Source organism: Mesorhizobium sp. M1E.F.Ca.ET.045.02.1.1, from assembly GCF_003952485.1.
In the GTDB taxonomy this organism is placed as follows: domain Bacteria; phylum Pseudomonadota; class Alphaproteobacteria; order Rhizobiales; family Rhizobiaceae; genus Mesorhizobium.
Genome location: NZ_CP034447.1, coordinates 7,242,675 through 7,261,745 on the forward strand (window position 1 = coordinate 7,242,675; position 19,071 = coordinate 7,261,745).

Annotated in this window: 12 protein-coding genes; 9 read left to right on the forward strand and 3 right to left on the reverse strand. The window is 64.3% G+C overall.

Annotated elements, in window-relative coordinates:
• The first annotated feature begins 11 nt into the window (after positions 1–11).
• Positions 12–854, forward strand: a complete 843-nt coding sequence (locus EJ070_RS35535) for a hypothetical protein (protein ID WP_126095517.1) — start codon at positions 12–14, stop codon at positions 852–854.
• Here the strand turns inward: EJ070_RS35535 and EJ070_RS35540 are convergent.
• Genes EJ070_RS35540 through tssI form a run of 3 tightly spaced genes read right to left on the reverse strand, consistent with a single transcriptional unit; the run spans position 851 to position 3,975 of the window.
• Positions 851–1,213, reverse strand: a complete 363-nt coding sequence (locus EJ070_RS35540; protein ID WP_126095518.1) for a hypothetical protein — start codon at positions 1,211–1,213, stop codon at positions 851–853. The two genes, EJ070_RS35535 and EJ070_RS35540, sit on opposite strands and share 4 nt — an antisense overlap.
• Entirely contained in the window at positions 1,213–1,638 is a 426-nt protein-coding gene (locus EJ070_RS35545) for a DUF6484 domain-containing protein (RefSeq protein WP_126095519.1), read from the reverse strand. Before EJ070_RS35545 ends, EJ070_RS35540 begins: the two co-directional genes overlap by 1 nt.
• Positions 1,639–1,647: 9 nt before the next feature.
• Positions 1,648–3,975 carry a type VI secretion system tip protein TssI/VgrG gene (tssI, locus tag EJ070_RS35550; RefSeq protein ID WP_126095520.1) on the reverse strand — a complete coding sequence of 776 codons (2,328 nt, stop codon included), beginning with the start codon at positions 3,973–3,975 and terminating at the stop codon, positions 1,648–1,650.
• Between the two features lie 310 nt (positions 3,976–4,285).
• Here tssI and tagH point away from each other — a divergent pair, with 310 nt between their 5' ends.
• The 8 genes from tagH (at position 4,286) to EJ070_RS35590 (ending at position 19,024) form a co-directional block, all read left to right on the forward strand.
• The gene (gene tagH / locus EJ070_RS35555; protein WP_126095521.1) at positions 4,286–5,371 is read left to right on the forward strand and encodes a type VI secretion system-associated FHA domain protein TagH; all 1,086 of its coding nucleotides are present in this window, start codon (positions 4,286–4,288) and stop codon (positions 5,369–5,371) included.
• 305 nt (positions 5,372–5,676) lie between these two features.
• Positions 5,677–7,182, forward strand: a complete 1,506-nt coding sequence (tssL, locus tag EJ070_RS35560; protein WP_126095522.1) for a type VI secretion system protein TssL, long form — start codon at positions 5,677–5,679, stop codon at positions 7,180–7,182.
• A 25-nt stretch (positions 7,183–7,207) separates the two neighbouring features.
• Positions 7,208–10,738, forward strand: coding sequence for a type VI secretion system membrane subunit TssM (tssM, locus tag EJ070_RS35565; RefSeq protein WP_189350271.1), 3,531 nt, complete (start codon positions 7,208–7,210; stop codon positions 10,736–10,738).
• A 153-nt stretch (positions 10,739–10,891) separates the two neighbouring features.
• Positions 10,892–11,665: a protein phosphatase 2C domain-containing protein gene (locus EJ070_RS35570; protein ID WP_126095524.1), complete on the forward strand. Its 774-nt coding sequence runs from the start codon at positions 10,892–10,894 to the stop codon at positions 11,663–11,665.
• A 1-nt stretch (position 11,666) separates the two neighbouring features.
• Positions 11,667–14,273, forward strand: coding sequence for a serine/threonine-protein kinase (locus EJ070_RS35575; RefSeq protein ID WP_126095525.1), 2,607 nt, complete (start codon positions 11,667–11,669; stop codon positions 14,271–14,273).
• A gap of 12 nt (positions 14,274–14,285) precedes the next feature.
• Positions 14,286–14,771, forward strand: coding sequence for a DUF1036 domain-containing protein (locus EJ070_RS35580; RefSeq protein WP_126095526.1), 486 nt, complete (start codon positions 14,286–14,288; stop codon positions 14,769–14,771).
• Complete coding sequence (locus tag EJ070_RS35585) at positions 14,768–17,182, forward strand: M23 family metallopeptidase (RefSeq protein WP_126095527.1); 2,415 nt, start codon at positions 14,768–14,770, stop codon at positions 17,180–17,182. The genes EJ070_RS35580 and EJ070_RS35585 overlap by 4 nt, the downstream gene beginning before the upstream one ends.
• 225 nt (positions 17,183–17,407) lie before the next feature.
• Positions 17,408–19,024, forward strand: coding sequence for a caspase family protein (locus EJ070_RS35590; RefSeq protein WP_126095528.1), 1,617 nt, complete (start codon positions 17,408–17,410; stop codon positions 19,022–19,024).
• Positions 19,025–19,071 lie beyond the last annotated feature (47 nt).

Consider the following 19,071-nt stretch of genomic DNA (forward strand, 5'->3'; position numbering starts at 1 on the left):
GGAGACATGACATGGCTGACTATAGCGTAACGGTAAATGGCACGGTTGCAGCGGATAACGGGACCATTTTTTCCGCCGTCGCATATTATGACGGAGAGAGTTTCTACTCGTTCGTCATCTCGGAGTCCGACGTGGCCAGCGACGACAATCAGACCGAACGAATTTACGAGAAGCCGTGTTGGTTCACTGACATTTGGCGTTCCAACTCCGGCCGACTCTACGTGTGCGACGACAACGGCGCGGTGCATTCGGGTTCGAGGACCGAATGGACGGAAAGCCAAGTCTCGCCCCGTCACTTAAACACCGTCTGGGGTCTCGACGACAGCACTGTCTATGCAGGGGGATCCGAGGGGGTTGTCTATCGCTGGGATGGCGCACGCTGGTCCGCCATTAGCCCCGCGCTCGGTAACACCATTCTTTGCATCGCTGGGTCGTCGCCCAGCGACCTTTATGTATCCGGCGAGGGAGCGCTTTTCTGGCACTATGACGGCAGGCAGTGGACTCAAATCCAGCTACCCACCAACGCGATCTTGGTTGGACTGCTGGTACTGTCATCAGGCGACGTCCTCGTCTCGGGTAGCGCAGGGACCTTGTTTCGCGGCTCCGGCCTTGCCTGGACCGATGTCTCACAGCGAGGCCGAGACTTCTACAAAATGGCGTTCTACCGGAAGACAATCCACATCGCCGGTGGAGGGCAAGGGGTGTTTACGTTCGATGGGGCAACGGTTTCCAACCTCAAGGACAGCTTCCCCGTCTATCGTCTTTCATCCAATGGCCCATATCTGGCGCTGGCGGGCGGAAACTCTGCCATAAGATACGATGGCTCTGATTGGGACGGTCCCGACTACACCTAACGGCTCGAAATTGATGGCATGTCTGGCCTGGGCTTTGCGGCCAGATAGGCGCGCACCCTGCCAAGGTCGAGATCGGCAACCCGCAATGCCTCTTTGATCGACAGCATGCGCACGACGAACAATTCCCCAGCTTCGGGATATTCGGAGTAGCGCTCGCTCGCGATCTCGATGCCGACCTGGCCAGCGACTCGCAGCCCGTCAAGATGCGCTTCCAGACGCTCGACGAGTCGGGCAAGTCGCTCCTCATCCATGTCCGGATTCTTGCCGGGGTTTAGCAGGTTGTAGTCGTATACTGTCCACAGGAACGCAGCCATCTCTGCGTGCTGGCGGACAATCTCGCGAAGAACAGGCGCTGGCATCAGTTCAGATTGACCGAGCCACCGCGGATGCGGTTGGCGGCACTTGCGTGGCTCGTCACATAGGTGCCGCGGATAGTGATGTGCCCATCCCTTTCCATGATGATCGTCGCCTGGCCGCAACGCAGCTCAAGACGTTCATTCGCGGTGATCCTCATTCGCTCACCGTCGCGGATGACCTGGGGAACATTTGACCGGTGCACGGGATCGATGATGCGCCCGACAATCAGCGGTCGACCCGGATCTCCGTCCTGGAACAAAAGCGCCACCTCCGCGCCGATCATGTCCGAAGTAAGTTCAGCGAGGCTTCGCGCGGCTACTGCTGTCTCTCGAGGGTTTCCCGGGAAGACGACAAGGGGTGCGTCGTCGCCGAAGCCCAGGAATATGCCAATCACCACCCCTTCAATTCGCTCTACGATCTTTGTCATCGAGGCCCCTCAGTTCTGCTTTATCTCCGAGCCTTTCATGGTGATATCGCTCGATGCCTTCACGTTGATCTTGCCCGACCCACTGATCGAAATGTCCTTACCGGAGATGTTGATCGTGCCATCCTTCTTCATCGCGATCGCCGCCGAGCCGCATGTGATGGTGATAGCATCGCCAGCTTCAATAATCAGGGTCTTGCCAACCTTTATGGCTCCGTCCTCGCCCACCTCCACCAGACTGCCTTTGGCTATTTTCAACGCTCGCGAACCGCCGACATCGGTCGCATCGTCCTCGGCGATCTTGGCGTCCCGGCCCTTGCCAATCTGGGAAGCATGCGCTCCACCAATCTTGAAGCTCTGATTTGCGCCAACGTCGACCGATTGGTTCGCCGCAACCGTCCAACTGTCATCCGCCCCGATGCTATGGCTCTGCGCAGCACCCACCGTGACCGATCGTGTCGCGCCGATCGCGTTGGTCTGCGAAGCGCCGACGGTTCGCGCTTCAGCCGCCCCCACCGTATCCACACGCGCAGCCCCCACCGTCACCGTCTGCACCAGCCCCACCGTCTGCGAGTGGTTGGCATCTATGTTTTCCGTCGAGTTCGCGACGACGTGGATCGTCTCGTTTGCCATAACCGTCAGCGAGCGGTTCGCGCCCACCGTTTCGGTGTCGTTGCTGCCGATATTGGTGGTCTGGTCGACGCCGATCTTGACCGTCTTGTTGTTGCCGACGTCCTCGTCGAGGTTGTGGCCGACGGAGTGCTTGGCGTCGTGGTCGATGCGGTCGGACTGGTCGTGCTGCACGGTCTTGTTGCGGTCGTGCTTGATCAGCAGGTGGTGGTCCTTCTGGGCCTGGAAATTGACCAGCTCGGAGCCGGCCTTGTCCTCGAACATCAGCTCGTTGTAACCGCCGCCGCCCTTCGAGGAGTTGGACTTCCAGCCCGATTGCGTGGCGTTGCCCGGAAGGCCATAGGGGGGCATCTCGGCGGCGTTGTAGACGCGGCCGGTGATGATCGGCAGGTCCGGGTCGCCCTCGATGAAATCGACGATGACCTCCTGGCCGATGCGCGGGATCTGGATGAAGCCCCAGCCGCTGCCGGCCCAGGTCTGCGACACGCGCACGAAGCAGGAAGAGTTCTGGTCCTTCTTGCCGAGGCGGTCCCAATGGAACTGCACCTTCACCCGCGCATATTTGTCGGTGAAGATCTCCTCGCCCGAAGGACCGACCACCGTCGCCGTCTGCGGTCCGCGCATGATCGGCCGCGGCGTGATGCGCGGCGGCCGGTAGGGCAATTTGGTAGGCGCCACGCCCAGCACGACCCTGAAATTTTCGCTGTAGGCCTCGTTCTGGGTTCTGTAGCCCGGATCGAACAACCGGTAATCGGCGCTGATCACCAGATAGTCTTGGTTCTGGTCGTCGCGCGGAAAGCTCTCGAGCTTGAACTTGCAGCCGGAAAAGAGGCCGCGCACGGTTCCCACCGCCGTGCTGCGCTGATGCACCGCCTGAAGTTCCTCGCGGCGAACCCCCGCGATCGTGTCGCCCCGCCCGACATCGAGATGCGCGCCGGGCTGGCGGTAGTTCTCGCCCGCCGCCTCCTTGTGGCTGAACGGCTGGGCGGACTTCGCCATCAGGTCCGCGCCGGGCTTCTCGAAATCATAGTCGGTGTGGGCATAGGCGCCGGGCCGCACGGAACTGCCCGGAATCCATTCGGTGATGTATTCGACATCGCGCCGCGAACCCTGCCCCTCGAAATTATAGAGCACCTTCTCGTAGCCCGGCGCCGGCTTCAGCTTGCTCATCGCATCGCAGAGGACCAGCGTATGCTTGCCCTCGTCATGCTCGAAGAAATAGAAGATGCCCTCGTGCTCCATCAGGCGCTGCACGAAATCGAGATCGCTCTCGTCATACTGCACGCAGTATTCGCGCTGAGGATAAGATCCCTGCAGCCGCTTCTCGAATTTCGCGATGCCGTATTTGGAGAAGATTTTTTCGACGATCTCGACCGCCGTCATATTCTGGAAGATGCGGCAATCGGTGGTGTTGCCGAGGAACCAGAGCCATGGCCTCACCACCGCTTCGTAATAGGCCAGCCGGTCCTCGATGCGGGTCAGCTTGAAATCCGAGACGAGTCCGCTGAACCAGCGCTTCGGGTCGGATTCGCCTTCGACCGAAACGGCGCCGCCCAGCATCTTCAGCGGGTCGACATCATGGCTCTTCGAGACGAAGCCGACCGTATAGGCGAAACAACGGCTGATCTCGTCACGGCCGACGAGATGGGTGAAGGTCAGCAGATCGCCGCCAAGCGGCGTCTGCACAACCGTGGCGCGTTCGTTCGGCATGGGTCGTGCCCCTCCTGGACGCGGCCGCCAGTATGATGGATTGAAGCCCCCGCTATGTTAACCGCATCACGTTCGGGAACTTTTCGCACCCCACCGTACCGGACCACTTTCAGCCTAGCACAGGTTTGCTGGCAGCCAAACAACAGCGATGGCTAAACCGCACCGATGCGTCCGTGTGAAACGCTCCTCTCCCGCCGCGCCTGTAAGCTGCTAGAATGCTGGAGCAATTCCGGGAAAAGCGCGTAGCGGTTTCCGCCCGGAATCGCATGGAAGATAAGTATTTATTGACCAAGTTCGGCGACGCTTCCGGATGTTCATCTCTCTCCAGATCAGCAATGTCGACAAGCTGCCCCCGGGCACCGCGACGAGCTACGCCGCCCGCGACCGCAGCTTCGAGATCGGACGCGAGAATTGCGACTGGACGCTCGCCGATCCGGACAAGTTCATTTCCGGACGGCATTGCGAGGTCCGCTACCAAGCGGGCGGATTCTGGCTCTACGACATCTCGCGCAACGGCACCTTCATCAACGGCTCCAGCCAGCGTATGGCCGGCCCGCACCGGCTGGCGCATGGCGATCGAGTGCTGATCGGCCGCTATGTCGTTTCGGTCTCGATCGACGAAGAACGGCCGGCCACCGGCCATCCGCAAATCCGGGCCGGGTCGACGCAACGCGAGCTTCCGCCGTCGACAGGCAGGCCGCTGGACTTCTCCAACGAGCCGTTCTTCAGCCCGGCGGAGCAGCGCCCGGGCCAGGGAGCGCCGGCATCGACGTCCTCGGCGCTGCAGCCGCCCCCGACCCCGGCATCCCCCGCCGGCCGGTCGGCGGAAGCCGACAGACTGTTGCGGGACATCGCGAAAGCGGCCGGCATTTCGGCTGACCTGCTTCAGTCGCGCGATCCGCATGAGGTGGCCGCCGAGATCGGCGCCGTGCTCAGAACCACGGTCGAGCAGTTGTCGCTGCTGCTCAAGGCACGCGCGGCGGCCAAGGTACTGGCCAAGAGCGCGAACCGCACGATGATCGGCGCCGAAAACAACAACCCGCTGAAATTCGTTCCCGGCACCGACGACATACTGGAGATCATGTTCGCCAAACGCCGCGCCGGCTATCTCGACGCCACGCACAGCGTCGAGGACGCTTTCCGGGACCTCAAGACCCACGAATTCGCCACCTACGCCGCCATGCAGGCCGCGCTCTCCAGGCTGCTCGACGACCTGTCGCCCGAGGCGATCGCCAGGAAACTGCCGCCGGCCTCCTTTTCATCCAAGAAAAGCCAGGCATGGGACGCCCTGGTCGCCACCTGGCGAACGATGGAAGAGAAGCACGAAAACGGCATGCTCGACGTCTTCCTGGCCTATTTCAGCGAAGCCTACGCCAAGGCCGGCAAGCAGAAGTAGCTGGCCGGTCCGTGAAGCCGGGCCCGGCGCTATGTGACGGGTCTCACAGAAGAAACCGCTGCTTCGAGCATCCTGCCTTCCGATTTCAATAGGCTGCCCGATTTCAATCAGCTGCCTGTGCGATTAGGATAACGCACGGAAGCTTGCCTGGCGGGCAAAGCGGCGTGACTTGGGGCGTGTGCAGCAATGTCATGTTTCGGCGAGATGAGCCTTTCCATCCGGCCCGCCGCCAAATCTCGGCATAAAAAGGGCTCAGCCGGCCTCTTTCCTCGACCTGTTCGCTGCACCCCGACGGTGGACCGCCGATGAGCTCGAAGGACGATCCCTCCGTGCCGGCGGACAAGACGGTCATCCGTGCGCCGCGGCCAAGGCAACGGTCGCCCGCGGTTCCCGAGAACCCGGGCGGCGTTAGGCAAGCTCCGACACCTCCCCGGGAATCGACAGTATTCGATCCCGGCGTCGGCCGGCGAATGCCGACCGGCTGGTCGTCCGGAACCGTGATCCATCAAGGCGCCGCTCCCGATGCGGCGGCGCCTGCGGCATCCGTGCCGGCGCTGCAACAGGAGATGCTGCTCGACGCCACGGACGGCGTGAAATACACCACGGCCAATCCAATTCTCGCCGCGGCGGCGCCCCTGCTGATGCTGTTCGGCCAGTTGCGGCTGATGCCGGTCGAAAGGCAGGCGCCTTCCTTGGCGGAGCATATCGCCGAGGCGATCGGGACGTTCGACCGGGAGATGGCGAGAGCCGGCATTGCCGAGGAGGATAGCAGAATCGCGAAATTCGCCCTTTGCGAGACCGCCGACGATCTCGTCGGCAACCTGCCCTGGCCAAAGGACGACGCCTGGGGCCCGCACAGTCTCGTATTGCAGTTCTTCCATACGAAGCCCACCGGTGCCGGTTTCTACGAGGCGCTGAACAAGATCCTGGGCAGCCCGGAGGGGCATCACGACCTGCTCGAGTTGATGCATGCCTGCCTGTCGCTCGGGTTCGAAGGCCAGTATCGCGGGCGGACCGGCCAACGGGACACACTCGAACGCGTCCGGCGCGACGTCTACGACACGATCCGCTACTTCAGGCCGGGTGAAGGCGACGACATCTCGCCCCACTGGCAAGGCATGGCGGCGACGATGCCAAAGCCAAGGGCGCGGCTGCCGCTGTGGGCCATCGCGGCCGCCGCCGCGACGCTGGTGACGGCGGCGTTCTTCGCATTGCGCGTCCTCATCACCGATGAAGGCGACGTCACCGCCGGCGAATTGCTGGCGCTCACTCCTTCGACACCGGTCACCATCGAGCGCGCCAGCGTCGCGCCAATCGCCAAACCCGCGGAGGCCGCACCGCCGCCGCCTGCTGTTCCCGACACCACCCAGATCGACCGCATCCGCGCAGCTTTAGCCAAGGAGATCGCCGTCGGCGGACTGACGGTCGGCACGAAGGGCGATTTCATCGTCGTGGAGGTCAACAACCAGCTTTTGTTCGCGTCCGGCCAAGCCGAGCTGAAGGACCAGTTTCAGCCCATCGCGGCCGACATTGCCACGGCCCTCGATGCCGAGCCCGGGCCGATCCGGATCGTCGGTCACACCGACAATGTGAAGCCGAAGAAGTCGAGCCAGTTCAAGTCCAACTTCGATCTTTCCGTCGCCCGCGCCAAGGCCGTCCAAACGATGATGGCGAAAGAGCTCAAGGATCCGTCACGGATAGCGGTCGACGGCAAGGGCGAGGACGAACCGATCGCCGACAATGCGACGCCGGACGGCCGCGCGAAAAACCGCCGCGTCGACGTGATGATCCCGAAGGAGGAGACGCTGTGAGCGGGCGCGGCGGGGAGCGGCATTGATGCGCTGGGTGCTCAGGATATTCAGCCTGCTGGCGCTCGCCGGTTTCTCGGCGGCGGTCTGGTATGCCGGGCCGCTGATCCGCTTCGCCGATACAAGGCCCCTCGAGCCTGTCTGGCTCAGGGCGACGATCATTGGCGTGACGGTTGCTGTGCTCGCATTGTTCTACGGCATCCGCCTGTGGCAAGGGCGCAAGGCGCAAAAGGCGCTCGAAACAGCCATCGTGCACAGCGACGACCGGAACGACGATGGACAGGTGCTCGAGGCGCGCATGAGCGAGGCCATCGCGACGCTGAAGCAGTCGAGCGGCAAGCGCACCTTCCTCTATGAGATCCCCTGGTACATCATCATCGGCCCGCCGGGAGCCGGCAAGACGACGGCGCTGGTCAATTCGGGGTTGAAGTTCCCGCTGGCCGGTTCCGGCAGCGCCCAGCCGGTGGCCGGCGTCGGCGGCACGCGGTCCTGCGACTGGTGGTTTACCGACGATGCCTTGCTGATCGATACCGCCGGCCGTTATACGACGCAGGAGTCTGACGCCAAGCGCGACAAGGCAAGCTGGCTCGCCTTCCTGGGACTTTTGAAGAAATACCGCACAAGCCAGCCGATCAACGGCGTGATCCTCGCCATCAGCCTTGCCGATCTCGTCGGCCTCGACGACCAGCAGCTCGACGCGCATGTCACCGAGATAAGGAGCCGCCTGCGCGAGTTGCACGAGACACTGAAGATCCAGTTCCCGGTCTACCTGCTCTTCACCAAGGCGGACCTCGTCGCCGGCTTCATGGACTATTTCGGCGATTTCGATGAAGCCCGTCGGCAGAAAGTGTGGGGCGCGACCTTCCAGACCACCGACCGCAACAAGAACATGACCGGCGAGGCCCCGGCCGAATTCGACGCGCTGGCCAGTCAACTGGCGGGCGGGATCGCCGACCGCCTGCAGGATGAGACCGACCCGGTGGCGCGCATCGCGATCTTCGGCTTTCCGGCGCAGTTCGGGGCACTGAGAGCCCGCGTCGTGCGTTTCGTCAGCAGCTTGTTCGATCCGTCCCGCAGCCAGGTCAATGTCAGCCTGCGCGGGCTTTATTTCTCCTCGGGCACGCAGGAAGGAACGCCCATCGATCAGGTGCTGGGCGCGATCGGCCGCAGTTTCGGCAGCACGTCCCAAGCGCATCTTTCCGGGACCGGCAAGAGCTTCTTCCTGCACGATCTGCTGGCGAAAGTGATCTTTCCGGAGGCAGGCTGGGTCTCCTTCGACAGGGCTGCGGAGCGGCGCGCCAGGGTTGCCAGATTTGGCGGCCTCGCCGTGATCGCGCTGGCGGCTTTGGCGGCGCTCGGTGTGCTTGGTTTCAGCTTCACCGCCAACCGGTCGCTGATCGACTCCACCAGGCAGGCGATGGCGCAATACCGCCAGAGCGCGGATTCCTTGCTCAAGAGCACGACCGTGACCGATGTCGATCTGGAGAACGTCATCGGCCCGCTCGACCAGTTGCGCAACCTCCCGGCCGGATTCGAGACCGCCGCCCAAACGAAGCCGGTCGAGGAGAGTTTCGGGCTCAGCCAGCGAGGGAGACTTCTGTCGGCGTCCAAAACAGCCTACCGGCAGGCGCTGGAGCGAAGCTTCCGCTCCCGGCTCCTGGTTCAGGCGGAGCGGACGATCCAGGCCAAGATGGCCGATCCGATCGCGCTCTACGAGCCGCTGAAGATCTATCTGATGCTGGGCGGCAAGGCGCCTAAGGTCGACGACGAGCTGATCGTCTCCTGGATGAAGCAGGACTGGGAGGAGAACCGCTATCCAGGCGAGAACAACCGCGAGGGCCGCGCGCAGCTCGAAAAGCATCTGCGCGCCATGCTCACGCTCGACGATGCCTATGACCCGGTCTTCGAGCTCAACCAGCCGCTGGTCGAGGCGGCGCAGCGCTCGCTCGGACGCATGAGCCTCGCCGACCGCGCTTCGGCGCTGATCAAGTCGGCGGTCTACGCGGCGAGGCTCGAGGACTTTTCCGTTGCCGCGAAAGCCGGCCCGGAAGCGCAGCTTCTGTTCGAACGCATGGATGGCAGCGAGCTCTCCGACCTTGACGTTCCCGGCCTCTACACCCGGGCCGGCTTCAACCGCTTCTACCTGCCGCAGCTCTCGCGCATCGCGCAGATGCTGGTCGATGACCAATGGGTTCTCGGCGGCGGCGGCGAGCAGGGCGGCATCGACCAGGACCTGCCCAAGCTCGGCCCCGAACTCATCGACCGCTACGGCAAGGAATTCGCTTCCGCCTGGAACGGCGCGCTCGACCAGTTGAAATTCAAGGCGATGCTGAAGGACAAGCCGCAATACATTGCGCTCTCCGCCGCCGCCTCGCCGGACTCGCCGCTGGACCGGCTGTTCACGGCGATCGCCGATGAAACAGCGTTGACGAAGGACAACGCCGCCTCCGAGGACAACGCCGGCACGGCTCAGCAGGATCCGGCCGGCATGGCCAAGGGCCTGGCCCGCATCGGTCTGCAGATCGCCGGCGGCAAGTCGCAGAGCCGCGCCGGCACAAGCTCGTCCGCCACGCAGAACGCCGGCGCCACCGTGGAAGCGCAGTTCAGGCCCTTCCAGGCGCTGGTGAGCGGTTCCGCCGGACGCCGCCCGCTCGATGCGCTGACGCAGAATTTCCATGATATCTACCAGGGCGTGAAGCTTGCCGCGGACGTCCCTGCGCAGACGGAGCGGGTCAACGCGAACCTGAAGCTGCAGATCTCGACGCTGCGCGCCAATGTCTCGCGCCTGCCGAAGCAGCTCGCGCGCATGGTCAATGCGGCCGCGGACGAGTTCGAGGGCAATGTCGCGGAGACCTCGGTGGCCAACCTCAACCAGACGCTCGACGAGACGGTCACACGCCCCTGCGAGGAGGCGGTCAATGGCCACTATCCCTTTGCGAGCGACAGCACGGAGGAAATCTCTATCGCCGATTTCGCCAAGCTGTTCGCGCCGGGCGGCCTGATGGACCGGTTCTTCGCGCAGAACCTTGCGCCGTTGATCGACATGACGGGCCAGGACTGGACCTGGAAGCAGGATGCCCGCGCCGGCCGCGACCTCGCAAAGTCGACCTTGAAGGCGTTCCAGTCGGCGGCGGAGATCCGCAGCGCCTTCTTTCCTTCCGGCGGTTCGGCGCCGTCGATCTCGATCACCGTGACGCCTGTCTCGGTGAACAGCGAGGTCGACAGCGCGGTGCTCAATATCGACGGGCAGACCGTCGAGAGCGCCCAGGCGGGCAACGCGCCGAGCACGGTGACATGGCCGAACGGCGCGGCTTCCGCGTCCGCGAGCCTCAGCCTGGCACCGGAAATGCCGGGCCGCGAGTCCGCCCTCAAATTCGAGGGACCATGGGCATTGAAGCGCCTGCTGGACAAGGCGACCGTCACCGGCGATGGCGGCGACACCGAAGCGCGCTTCGTGATCGGCGGGCGCGACGTGGCCTACAAGATGGAGATCGGGTCGGGGGCCAATCCCTTCCAGCTTCCGGCCTTGTCGGCCTTCAGCTGCCCGAAGGCGTTTTGAGATGGCGCTGTCGTGGTTGCCCAAATCGCTCCCGACCCGGGCTGGCTCCAGCCTTCATTTCGGTACTCTAATGTATGCGCTTGTGGCAGAGTGGCCTGGGCACGCGGCCCACGGTTCGTCGCAGAGGACGCTCGCGAAGCGCTTGGTGGCAAATTGAGCACTGTCGCCCTTCCCATCGAGAGCTTCGCCGTAAGCCACAAGGGTTGCGTGCGCGACCACAATGAGGACAATTATCTCGTCGAGCCGCGAACCGGGCTTTGGGTGGTGGCCGACGGAATGGGTGGCCATGAGGCCGGAGAAGTCGCGTCGGCCAGCATCGTCGACCATCTGGCGACGATCGGCATCGCGAGTTCGGCGCCGGACCTTCGCGCGCGCTTCGAGGACCGGCTGAGCCGCGCCAATGCCGAGATCCGCGGCATAGCGCGATCGCGCGGCATCACCATCGGCTCGACATTCGCCGCCCTTCTGGCGATGGACGGACGGTTCGCGGGCCTGTGGGCCGGCGACAGCCGGATCTATCTGGTCCGCGGCGGCACGATCTCGCAGATTTCGCGGGACCATACCGAGGTCCAGGAGCTTCTCGACCGCGGCATGATCAGCGCCGAAGAAGCGCTCACCTGGCCGCGCCGCAACGTGATCACGCATGCCGTCGGGGTGAGCGATGAGCTCGAGATCGATTTCCAGCAAGGCGAGCTGATGCCCGGCGATGTTTTCGTCCTGAACACCGACGGGCTCACCGCGCATGTCGCCGACGCCGAAATCGAGGCGGCGGTCAACTCCGCGCCGCCGCAGGCGGCATGCGAGAAGCTGCTGGAAACGGTGCTTCAGCGTGGTGGAACGGACAACGTCACCATCGTGCTGGTGAGGATCGGCGGTGGGCGCAACGGACCGCTCCAATCGGATCGGCCCGGAACGGGAACCGAGTGAAATGAGTGACGACGACAAGACGCGGATTTCGCCGAACCTCGCCTATGCGGGCGTCGGCACGCAGCTTAGCGGTATTTACGAACTCGACGAGCGCATCGCGTCCGGCGGCATGGGGGAGGTCTATCGCGGCCACAACATCCAGACCGGCGATCATGTCGCGATCAAGATCGTGCTGCCCGAATTCGCCCGCGACCAGACGATCCTGTCCTTGTTCCGCAAGGAGGCGTCGATCCTCAACCACCTGTCGCACGACGCGGTCGTGCGATATCACGTCTTCACCATCGATCCGGGGATCGGCCGCCCCTACCTGGCGATGGAATTCGTGGACGGCCAGTCGCTGTTCGACGTCATGCGGCGCGGCCCGATGCCGACGCCGGATGTACGCAGGCTCTGCCACCGCCTCGCCTCGGGCCTGAGCGCGGTGCATCAGGCCGGCGCGGTCCACCGCGATCTCTCTCCCGACAACATCATCCTGCCCGGCGGCAGGGTCGAGCGCGCCAAGATCATCGACTTCGGCATAGCGCGCTCGGCGAATGTCGGCGGCGAGACGCTGATCGGCGGAAAGTTCGCCGGCAAATACAACTACGTCTCGCCCGAACAGCTCGGCCTCTTCGGCGGTGAGGTCAGCGAGCAGTCGGATATCTACAGTCTTGGACTGGTGCTGGCCGCCGCGCTGCGCGGAAAGCCGCTCGACATGAGCGGCTCGCAGTTCGAGGTCGTCGAAAAGCGCCGGACCGTGCCGGATTTGTCGGATATCGACCCCGATTTCCGCGCACTCATCGAAGCGATGCTGCAGCCGGATCCTCAAGACCGGCCTGCCAGCATGGCCGAGATCGCCAGGGCAACGCGCGACGAGGATCTCGACGCGACGTTGCCGCCGCCTGCTGCCTTTGGTCCGCGCGAGCGATCGGGCCTGCCGCGCGCCGGATGGACCGCGGCGCCGGACGCCGGGTCCCAGGCTTCGACCGTCCCCGGCGAACAACGCTTCGTTCCGCATGTGCGGCCGGCGCATCTGTCGGAGCCGCGACCTTCGCCGGCGGCGACTCCGCCGAGGGCCGCCACGGCTGCAGTGCAGAAAAAAGCGTCGAGGACCCCGGCCATAGCCGTTGGCGCCGTGGCGGCATTGGCTATCGTGGCGAGCGCCGGGCTCTATTTCAGCGGTGTCATGTCGCCTCAGGCGCCGGCGACCGAAAAGCTCACGCCTCTCGCGCCGAAGCCGGCGCCAAAACCTGTTGCGGATGCTTCGAGGCCTAAGCCGACGGCACCAGCCGAGGCGCAGCCGGAAGCAACGAAACCCGACAGCTCTGCCACCATCGAGCCGGCGAAGCCTGTCGCTCCCGCCCTGCCGCAACCGGAAGACAAGACCGTCCAACAACAGGCGGAGGCCGAGACCGAGCAGAAACCGGCGCAACCTGCCGAGACTCCCGTGCCGCCCCCTGGACCCGAGGCGCCACCGGCAACGGAAGTCCAAGAGCCCGCTCAAAAGACGTCGCCTGCCCTCCAGCCGGAGAGCCCGGCCAACAACAATCAGGCGCAAGCCCCGCAGCCCGCGGAGGCCAAACCGGCACAGCCGCCAACCGAGAAATTGCCGACGCCCGCTCCCGCGCCCAAGGCAGCGGAAAATCAGAAGCCGGCGCCGCCAGCCGGCGAGCCGCCAACGGCCAAGGCGTCGGGACCGAGCCAGGCGGAAGGGGAAAACACCGCGGCACAGGAAGCAAAGCCGCCGGCGACAAAGCCCAGCGCTTCGGACCTCATAGACGCGCTGTCCAAGTTGCCCAAGCCGAAGGCTCCCTCGCCTGCGGAAAACCAGGCACAGGCGCCGCCTGCCGGCCAGCCGAAGGTGCCCGAAGCGGCCAGCCAACCGGAAACACCGAGCGCATCGGCACAACCGGCACCATTGCCACAGCCTGGCACCAAGGAACCTCAGAATACGGACGTCGCCATCAACCTGCCCAAACCGGGGATTCCGCCGACGGCATCGGCGCAGCGCGCCTCCTGGGTGCGCGACTTCAGCGGCGGTGATTGTTTCTACGCGAGCCTGACATCGGCAACGGACAGCGCTGCGGCGATCGAGGGTTTTGGAACCGCGGTGCAGCCTTTCGAGCAGATGCTCAACGATTTCCAGTCGAAGTTCCATCTCGAGCCGGACATCAGCGTTCGCCTCATCGACCAGCCGCAATGCGAGGTGACCAGGTTCCTGCGTTTCCTCGACCGGAGCGGGGCGGAAAAGCCGCAGCTCGTTCTCGACCGGATGTCCGTGCCGGACGGCTCGCCGATCAGCGGCACGCTGGCGACTCGGGGCGGGCTGATCTCCAACGTGATGCTGATCGACCACAAGGGCATCGCGTTCAACCTCGACGACCGCATGGTGGCGCAACCGGGCAAGGCGACGTTCAACATCCCGATCGGCCTCGGCGCCGCCGACAAGGCGGCCGGCAAGGCCGTGCCGCAGATCATGCTGGCGATCACCGGCCCACGGGACATCCAGGCCGCTATGTTCTCGAGGCCGACGCCGGCTTCGGAGCTGTTGCCAAAGATCCTCGAGGAGATAGGGACCGACGGCGCGCAGTTCTCCGCCACCGCCAAATATTTCCGGCTTGGCGGATAGGCATGGACGCCGATGGAACTCCGCCGCCCGCATTCATTGTTCCAGCCACCGCTACGCAGGAACCGTGGTTGGCTCACTCTTCGTGACCGCATATGGCTTGCCGCGCTTGTCGGCGCGGCGCTCTCAATCTTTGTGACCAGCAAGGCGCGTGCGGAATTCACCGTCTGCAACCAGACGCTCGATGTCGTCAACCTCGCCGTCGGACAGAAGGTCGATGATGCCGACCAGACGGACGGCTGGTGGACGATCGGCGCCAACCAGTGCGTCAACGTCATCCGCGAGGAACTGGCCAACCGCTACATCTACGTCTATGCGACGGACGTCTTCGGCCATGCGATCCTCAACGGATCGATCGAGATGTGCATCGACCGGCGCCGCTTTTCGATACGCGGCATCGACGAATGCTGGCAGCGCGGCCATATCGCCGCGCGCTTCGTCGAGGTCGATACGCAGGAGCAGGTGCGCTGGACGTATTTCCTGACCGGAAACAGCCCGTGACGCACAGCATCGACACCAGCTTCAAATTGAAGAAGCAGGCGCGCCTGGCCGAGCGCCGGCGCAGGCTCTGGCGCTGGGTTCTTTCCGGTGTCGCGGCGCTCGTCATCGCTTCAGCAGCGACGGGCTTCTACCTTACCAAGAACTACTGGTCGTTCGGCGACGAGGACGAGGAACTGCATCCCGTCGAGGGCATGGTGGACGTCCCGCCCGACGCCTTGGTCTATGTGCCGGCCATCATCGACCTCGCCGGAGACCCGATGTGGATCACCGCTGGCGCCCGACGCGGAAACCGACCAAGCCAACGGTCGCGCCCGGCCGATCTCGACAGTTCCGGAGCCTCGCCGCAGATCGAAATCCTCTCCGACGTGATGCTGAGCGCCAGCGAAAAATTCATGACGACGATACCGTCGACGCAGGAGGATTTCGCCTTCTTCCAGGCGCAGCGGCAAACCGCTCCGAAATCACCGGCGGCTGCACCTGACGATCAGCAAGCCGCCCCGCCCGCTCCGGCTGCAACGGACGACCAGCAAGGCGATCTGGAGAACGACCTTCAGCCGGCGCCTGACGAGAGCGAGGCCCCTGCCGGTTCGCCGCCCAAGGCGGATGCCGACGACCCGGAGGCCGGCTGGGGAGAGACCATCGACCAGGGCGAGGCCGCCCTTCCCACCTTCAAGAAGACCGCGATCGAGAACAACACGACGGTCGCGACCGTCACCAGTGAGTACCAGCGCTTCGAGGCGACCGGAGACACGTTCGTGAAGATCCTCAACGACCGCAGCCTCGACAGCGTCGTCGCCGACGCGCATTTCTCCGCCGACGACGCCAAGCTCGCGGGCGAAGCGCTGAAGGCGCTGTTCAACCGCGACAGTCTGGAGGCGGGCTATGTCGTCGCGATGCGCGGATTCAGGCCAAGCCGCGAGACGACGACCATGTCGCTCATGCAGGTCTCGATCTATGCCAGGAACGTCTATGTCGGCACGCTGACGCGCAACGCCGCGGGAGCCTTCGTGTCGGGTGTCGACCCGTGGGTGCGCGAGGACCTGTTCAACTATTCAGGCGCCTCCGACGAAGGCGGGCTCAAGCGGCAGTACCGCCTGCTCGATGCGATCTATTCGACGGCCGCGCGCAACAAGGTTCCGACCAGCGTCATCGGCGAGGCGATCATGTATCTGTCGCGAGGGCAGGATCTCGACGCCTTCGCCAGCGAGGATCAGCGGCTGGTGCTGATCTATTCGCAGACGCCGCGCGGCCAGGGCGAGATCTCCGGACGGGTCCTCTATGTCGGCGTCCAAGGCACCGAGAAGAGCCTCGACTGTTTCGTCTTCCAGCAGAGCGACGGGCAGTATGCGTGCGTCACGGGCAATGACGAGGTTCGTTCGCTGACCGTCACCAACGGCATGGTCACGCCGGTCAATGGGGTGATGACCTCGACCTTCGGCCCGCGCAAGCACCCTATCCTCGGCACCGTTCGCATCCATAAAGGCGTCGACTGGGCTGCTCCGGTCGGCACGCCGATCATGGCCGCCTTCGACGGCGAGATCTCCTTCCAGGGCGACGGCGGCGGCTATGGCAATCTGGTGAAGATCACCCATGCCAACGGGCGCGAGACGCGCTACGCGCATATGCAGAAATTCGCCATCGCGAGCGGCGTCGGCACCAAGGTGAAGGCCGGCGACGTCATCGGCTATATCGGCACCACGGGGCTTTCGACCGGCCCGCATCTTCATTTCGAGCTCTACCAGAGCGGCGAGGCGATCGATCCGCTGGGGACGGTCACCACGGTTGCCGCCTATGCGTCCGGTGGTTCCGGCGATGCCGCCGTCGAGACGCTGACCGACCGCATCGTCCATGTCGAAAGCGGCGGCAGCGCGCGCGCCAAGAACCCGCTGTCCTCGGCGACCGGCGCCGGACAGTTCATCACCAAGACCTGGATCCGGATGATGAACACCTATCGCCCCGACCTTGCCCGCTCGCTGTCGACTGCGGACCTGCTCGCGCTTCGCTACGACGCCACGCTGTCGCGCGAGATGGTGCGCAACCTGGCGCGCGAAGGCGAAGCCTATCTTCGCGCCCGCGGCAACCAGATTACCGCCGGGCGCCTCTATCTCTGCCATTTCCTGGGCATGGAAGGCGCGGCACAGGTGCTGGCGGCGCCGGGCTCCGCGCAATTGAACGCGGTCCTCGGATCGGCCGTCATCCAGGCCAACCCGTTCCTCACCGGCAAGACCGCCAGCTACGTCGTCGACTGGGCTGAACGCAAGATGGGCCAGAAGGTGACCCGCGTCGCGTCCGATCAAGGCCAGCAGACGACCACGACCCAAATCCGGCAGACATCGCCGGAGTTCGAAAAATACAAGCAGGCAATAACGGCGCTGATCGGTTCGATTCAAAATACGCTTGAACCTGGTTAACCCCGGCTTTCGAACCAGGAGAGGCCGCGGCCAGTCGCCGGGCAGATTGGTTTTCGATGCCGCCAATGATAGATTAGCCACTGGTTGCAAACTTTTTTTGTGAACCAAAACTGTGGCCGGGATCACATACGCTCAAGAGCCATTTTTGGCAGAAGCGACTTTGTCGCCAGCGGAATTCAGCATGTGCAGACATCGATAGCGCCCTGAGGGGCGGAGGGCTGATCCATGAAACCGTTTGCCGTCCTTGTGAGTGGATTTATCCTGTTTTTCCTCGCCGCGTTCGGCGCCCAGGCCGCCGCGCACGACGCCAAGCGCGTCGCGCTGGTGATCGGCAACAGCAAATATGTCAATGCCGTGCCTTTGCCGAATCCCGCCAACGACGCGCAGCTCATCGCCTCCACGCTGCGCAATGCCGGCTTCGACGTGATCGAAGGTGTCGACCAGGACAATCAAGGCATGCACAGCCTGATCAGCCGGTTCACCGAGGAATCCTATAATGCCGACCTCGCCGTCATCTTCTATGCCGGCCACGGCATGCAGGTCGACGGCAAGAACTACCTGATCCCGGTCGATGCCGAGCTGACCTCGCCGGCCTATCTCAAGACCCGCACGGTGCAGATCGACGAGTTCATGGCGGCGTTGCCGCCCGACCCGGCCGTCGGCGTCATCATCCTCGACGCCTGCCGCGACAATCCGCTGGCAAGAACTCTGGCTGCCTCATTGCCGAAGAGCCGCTCGCTCGGCGCCGGCCTTGCGCCGGTCGAAGCGAAGGCCGACGGCGTCGGCACGGGCGGCGTGCTCATCGCCTACGCGACAGATCCCGGCGCGATCGCCTTCGACGGCAACGGCGTCGACAGCCCTTATTCGCTGGCTCTGGCCAAGCACCTGACCGAACCCGGCGTCGAGATCCAGAGCGCCTTAACGCGTGTGCGCGGCGAGGTGACGGAAGCCACGCAAGGCCGGCAGCGGCCCTGGCACAATGCATCGCTGGGGCGCGAGGTTTTCCTCGGCAAGCAGGCGGTAGAGGCCGCGCCTGTCGCGGCACCCGTCGCCGATGCAGCCAAGACAACGGCGGCGCCCGCGCCCGCTCCGGTGGCCAGCGAACCGCCTTCCTGGGAAGTCGAGCAGCGCCTCTGGGACGAGGCTTCGAAGAAGAATGCCATCCCGTTCTACGAAGCCTATCTCGAACAATTCCCGAACGGGCGCTTCGCCACGGTGGCCAAGCTCAACATCGATCAGCTGAAGGACCCGAAGGCGGGCAGCAAGCAGGTCGCGGCCCTCGATACGAATGAGGCCAATGCCGGCTCGGCCGTGCGCACCTCCGTCGGCATCACCGACGAGATGAAGCAGACGCCGGGCACCGAGCAGACGGAAGGCGCAATCGGGCTCGACCGGAACGGCCGCATCGACCTGCAGCTTCGTATCGAGGCCCTTGGCAACGAACTCGGCCAGGTCGACGGCAATATCGGTCCGAAGACGCGCCAGGCGATCGGCGTCTGGCAGGGCAAGAACGGTCTGCCGCAGACCACCTATCTGACACGCGCGCAACTGGCGTTCCTGACGATCCAGACCGACCCGATGATGGATGCTATACGCGCCAAGAATGCCGCCGATCAGGCGCGCATCACGCCACCGAAGAAGCCGGTGGTGCAGAAGACCCGCACACTGAAGCCAGTGGCCGAGAAGCCGCGCAGGAAACAGCAGCTTGTCCAGCGGAGGCGCAACAGCGACACCGTTGTTCGTGAGGACGGCCCGCCGCCGAACGACAACAACGACTTCCTGACCAAGGCGCTGATCTTCGGCACCGGTGTCGCGGTGGGCGGCGTGCTCAACAAGCCCTGATGAAAACGGGAGCCCCGCCTGTCGTGGCTGGGCTCCCGTCGATCGCA

Bases quoted from the DNA above. Each gene is read 5' to 3' on its own strand.
- tagH (WP_126095521.1), top strand. From the start codon at position 4,286: ATGTTCATCTCTCTCCAGATCAGCAATGTCGACAAGCTGCCCCCGGGC.
- EJ070_RS35535 (WP_126095517.1), top strand. From the start codon at position 12: ATGGCTGACTATAGCGTAACGGTAAATGGCACGGTTGCAGCGGATAAC.
- EJ070_RS35580 (WP_126095526.1), top strand. From the start codon at position 14,286: ATGGAACTCCGCCGCCCGCATTCATTGTTCCAGCCACCGCTACGCAGG.
- tssL (WP_126095522.1), top strand. From the start codon at position 5,677: ATGAGCTCGAAGGACGATCCCTCCGTGCCGGCGGACAAGACGGTCATC.
- EJ070_RS35540 (WP_126095518.1), bottom strand. From the start codon at position 1,213: ATGCCAGCGCCTGTTCTTCGCGAGATTGTCCGCCAGCACGCAGAGATG.
- EJ070_RS35575 (WP_126095525.1), top strand. From the start codon at position 11,667: ATGAGTGACGACGACAAGACGCGGATTTCGCCGAACCTCGCCTATGCG.
- EJ070_RS35590 (WP_126095528.1), top strand. From the start codon at position 17,408: ATGAAACCGTTTGCCGTCCTTGTGAGTGGATTTATCCTGTTTTTCCTC.
- EJ070_RS35545 (WP_126095519.1), bottom strand. From the start codon at position 1,638: ATGACAAAGATCGTAGAGCGAATTGAAGGGGTGGTGATTGGCATATTC.
- tssI (WP_126095520.1), bottom strand. From the start codon at position 3,975: ATGCCGAACGAACGCGCCACGGTTGTGCAGACGCCGCTTGGCGGCGAT.
- tssM (WP_189350271.1), top strand. From the start codon at position 7,208: ATGCGCTGGGTGCTCAGGATATTCAGCCTGCTGGCGCTCGCCGGTTTC.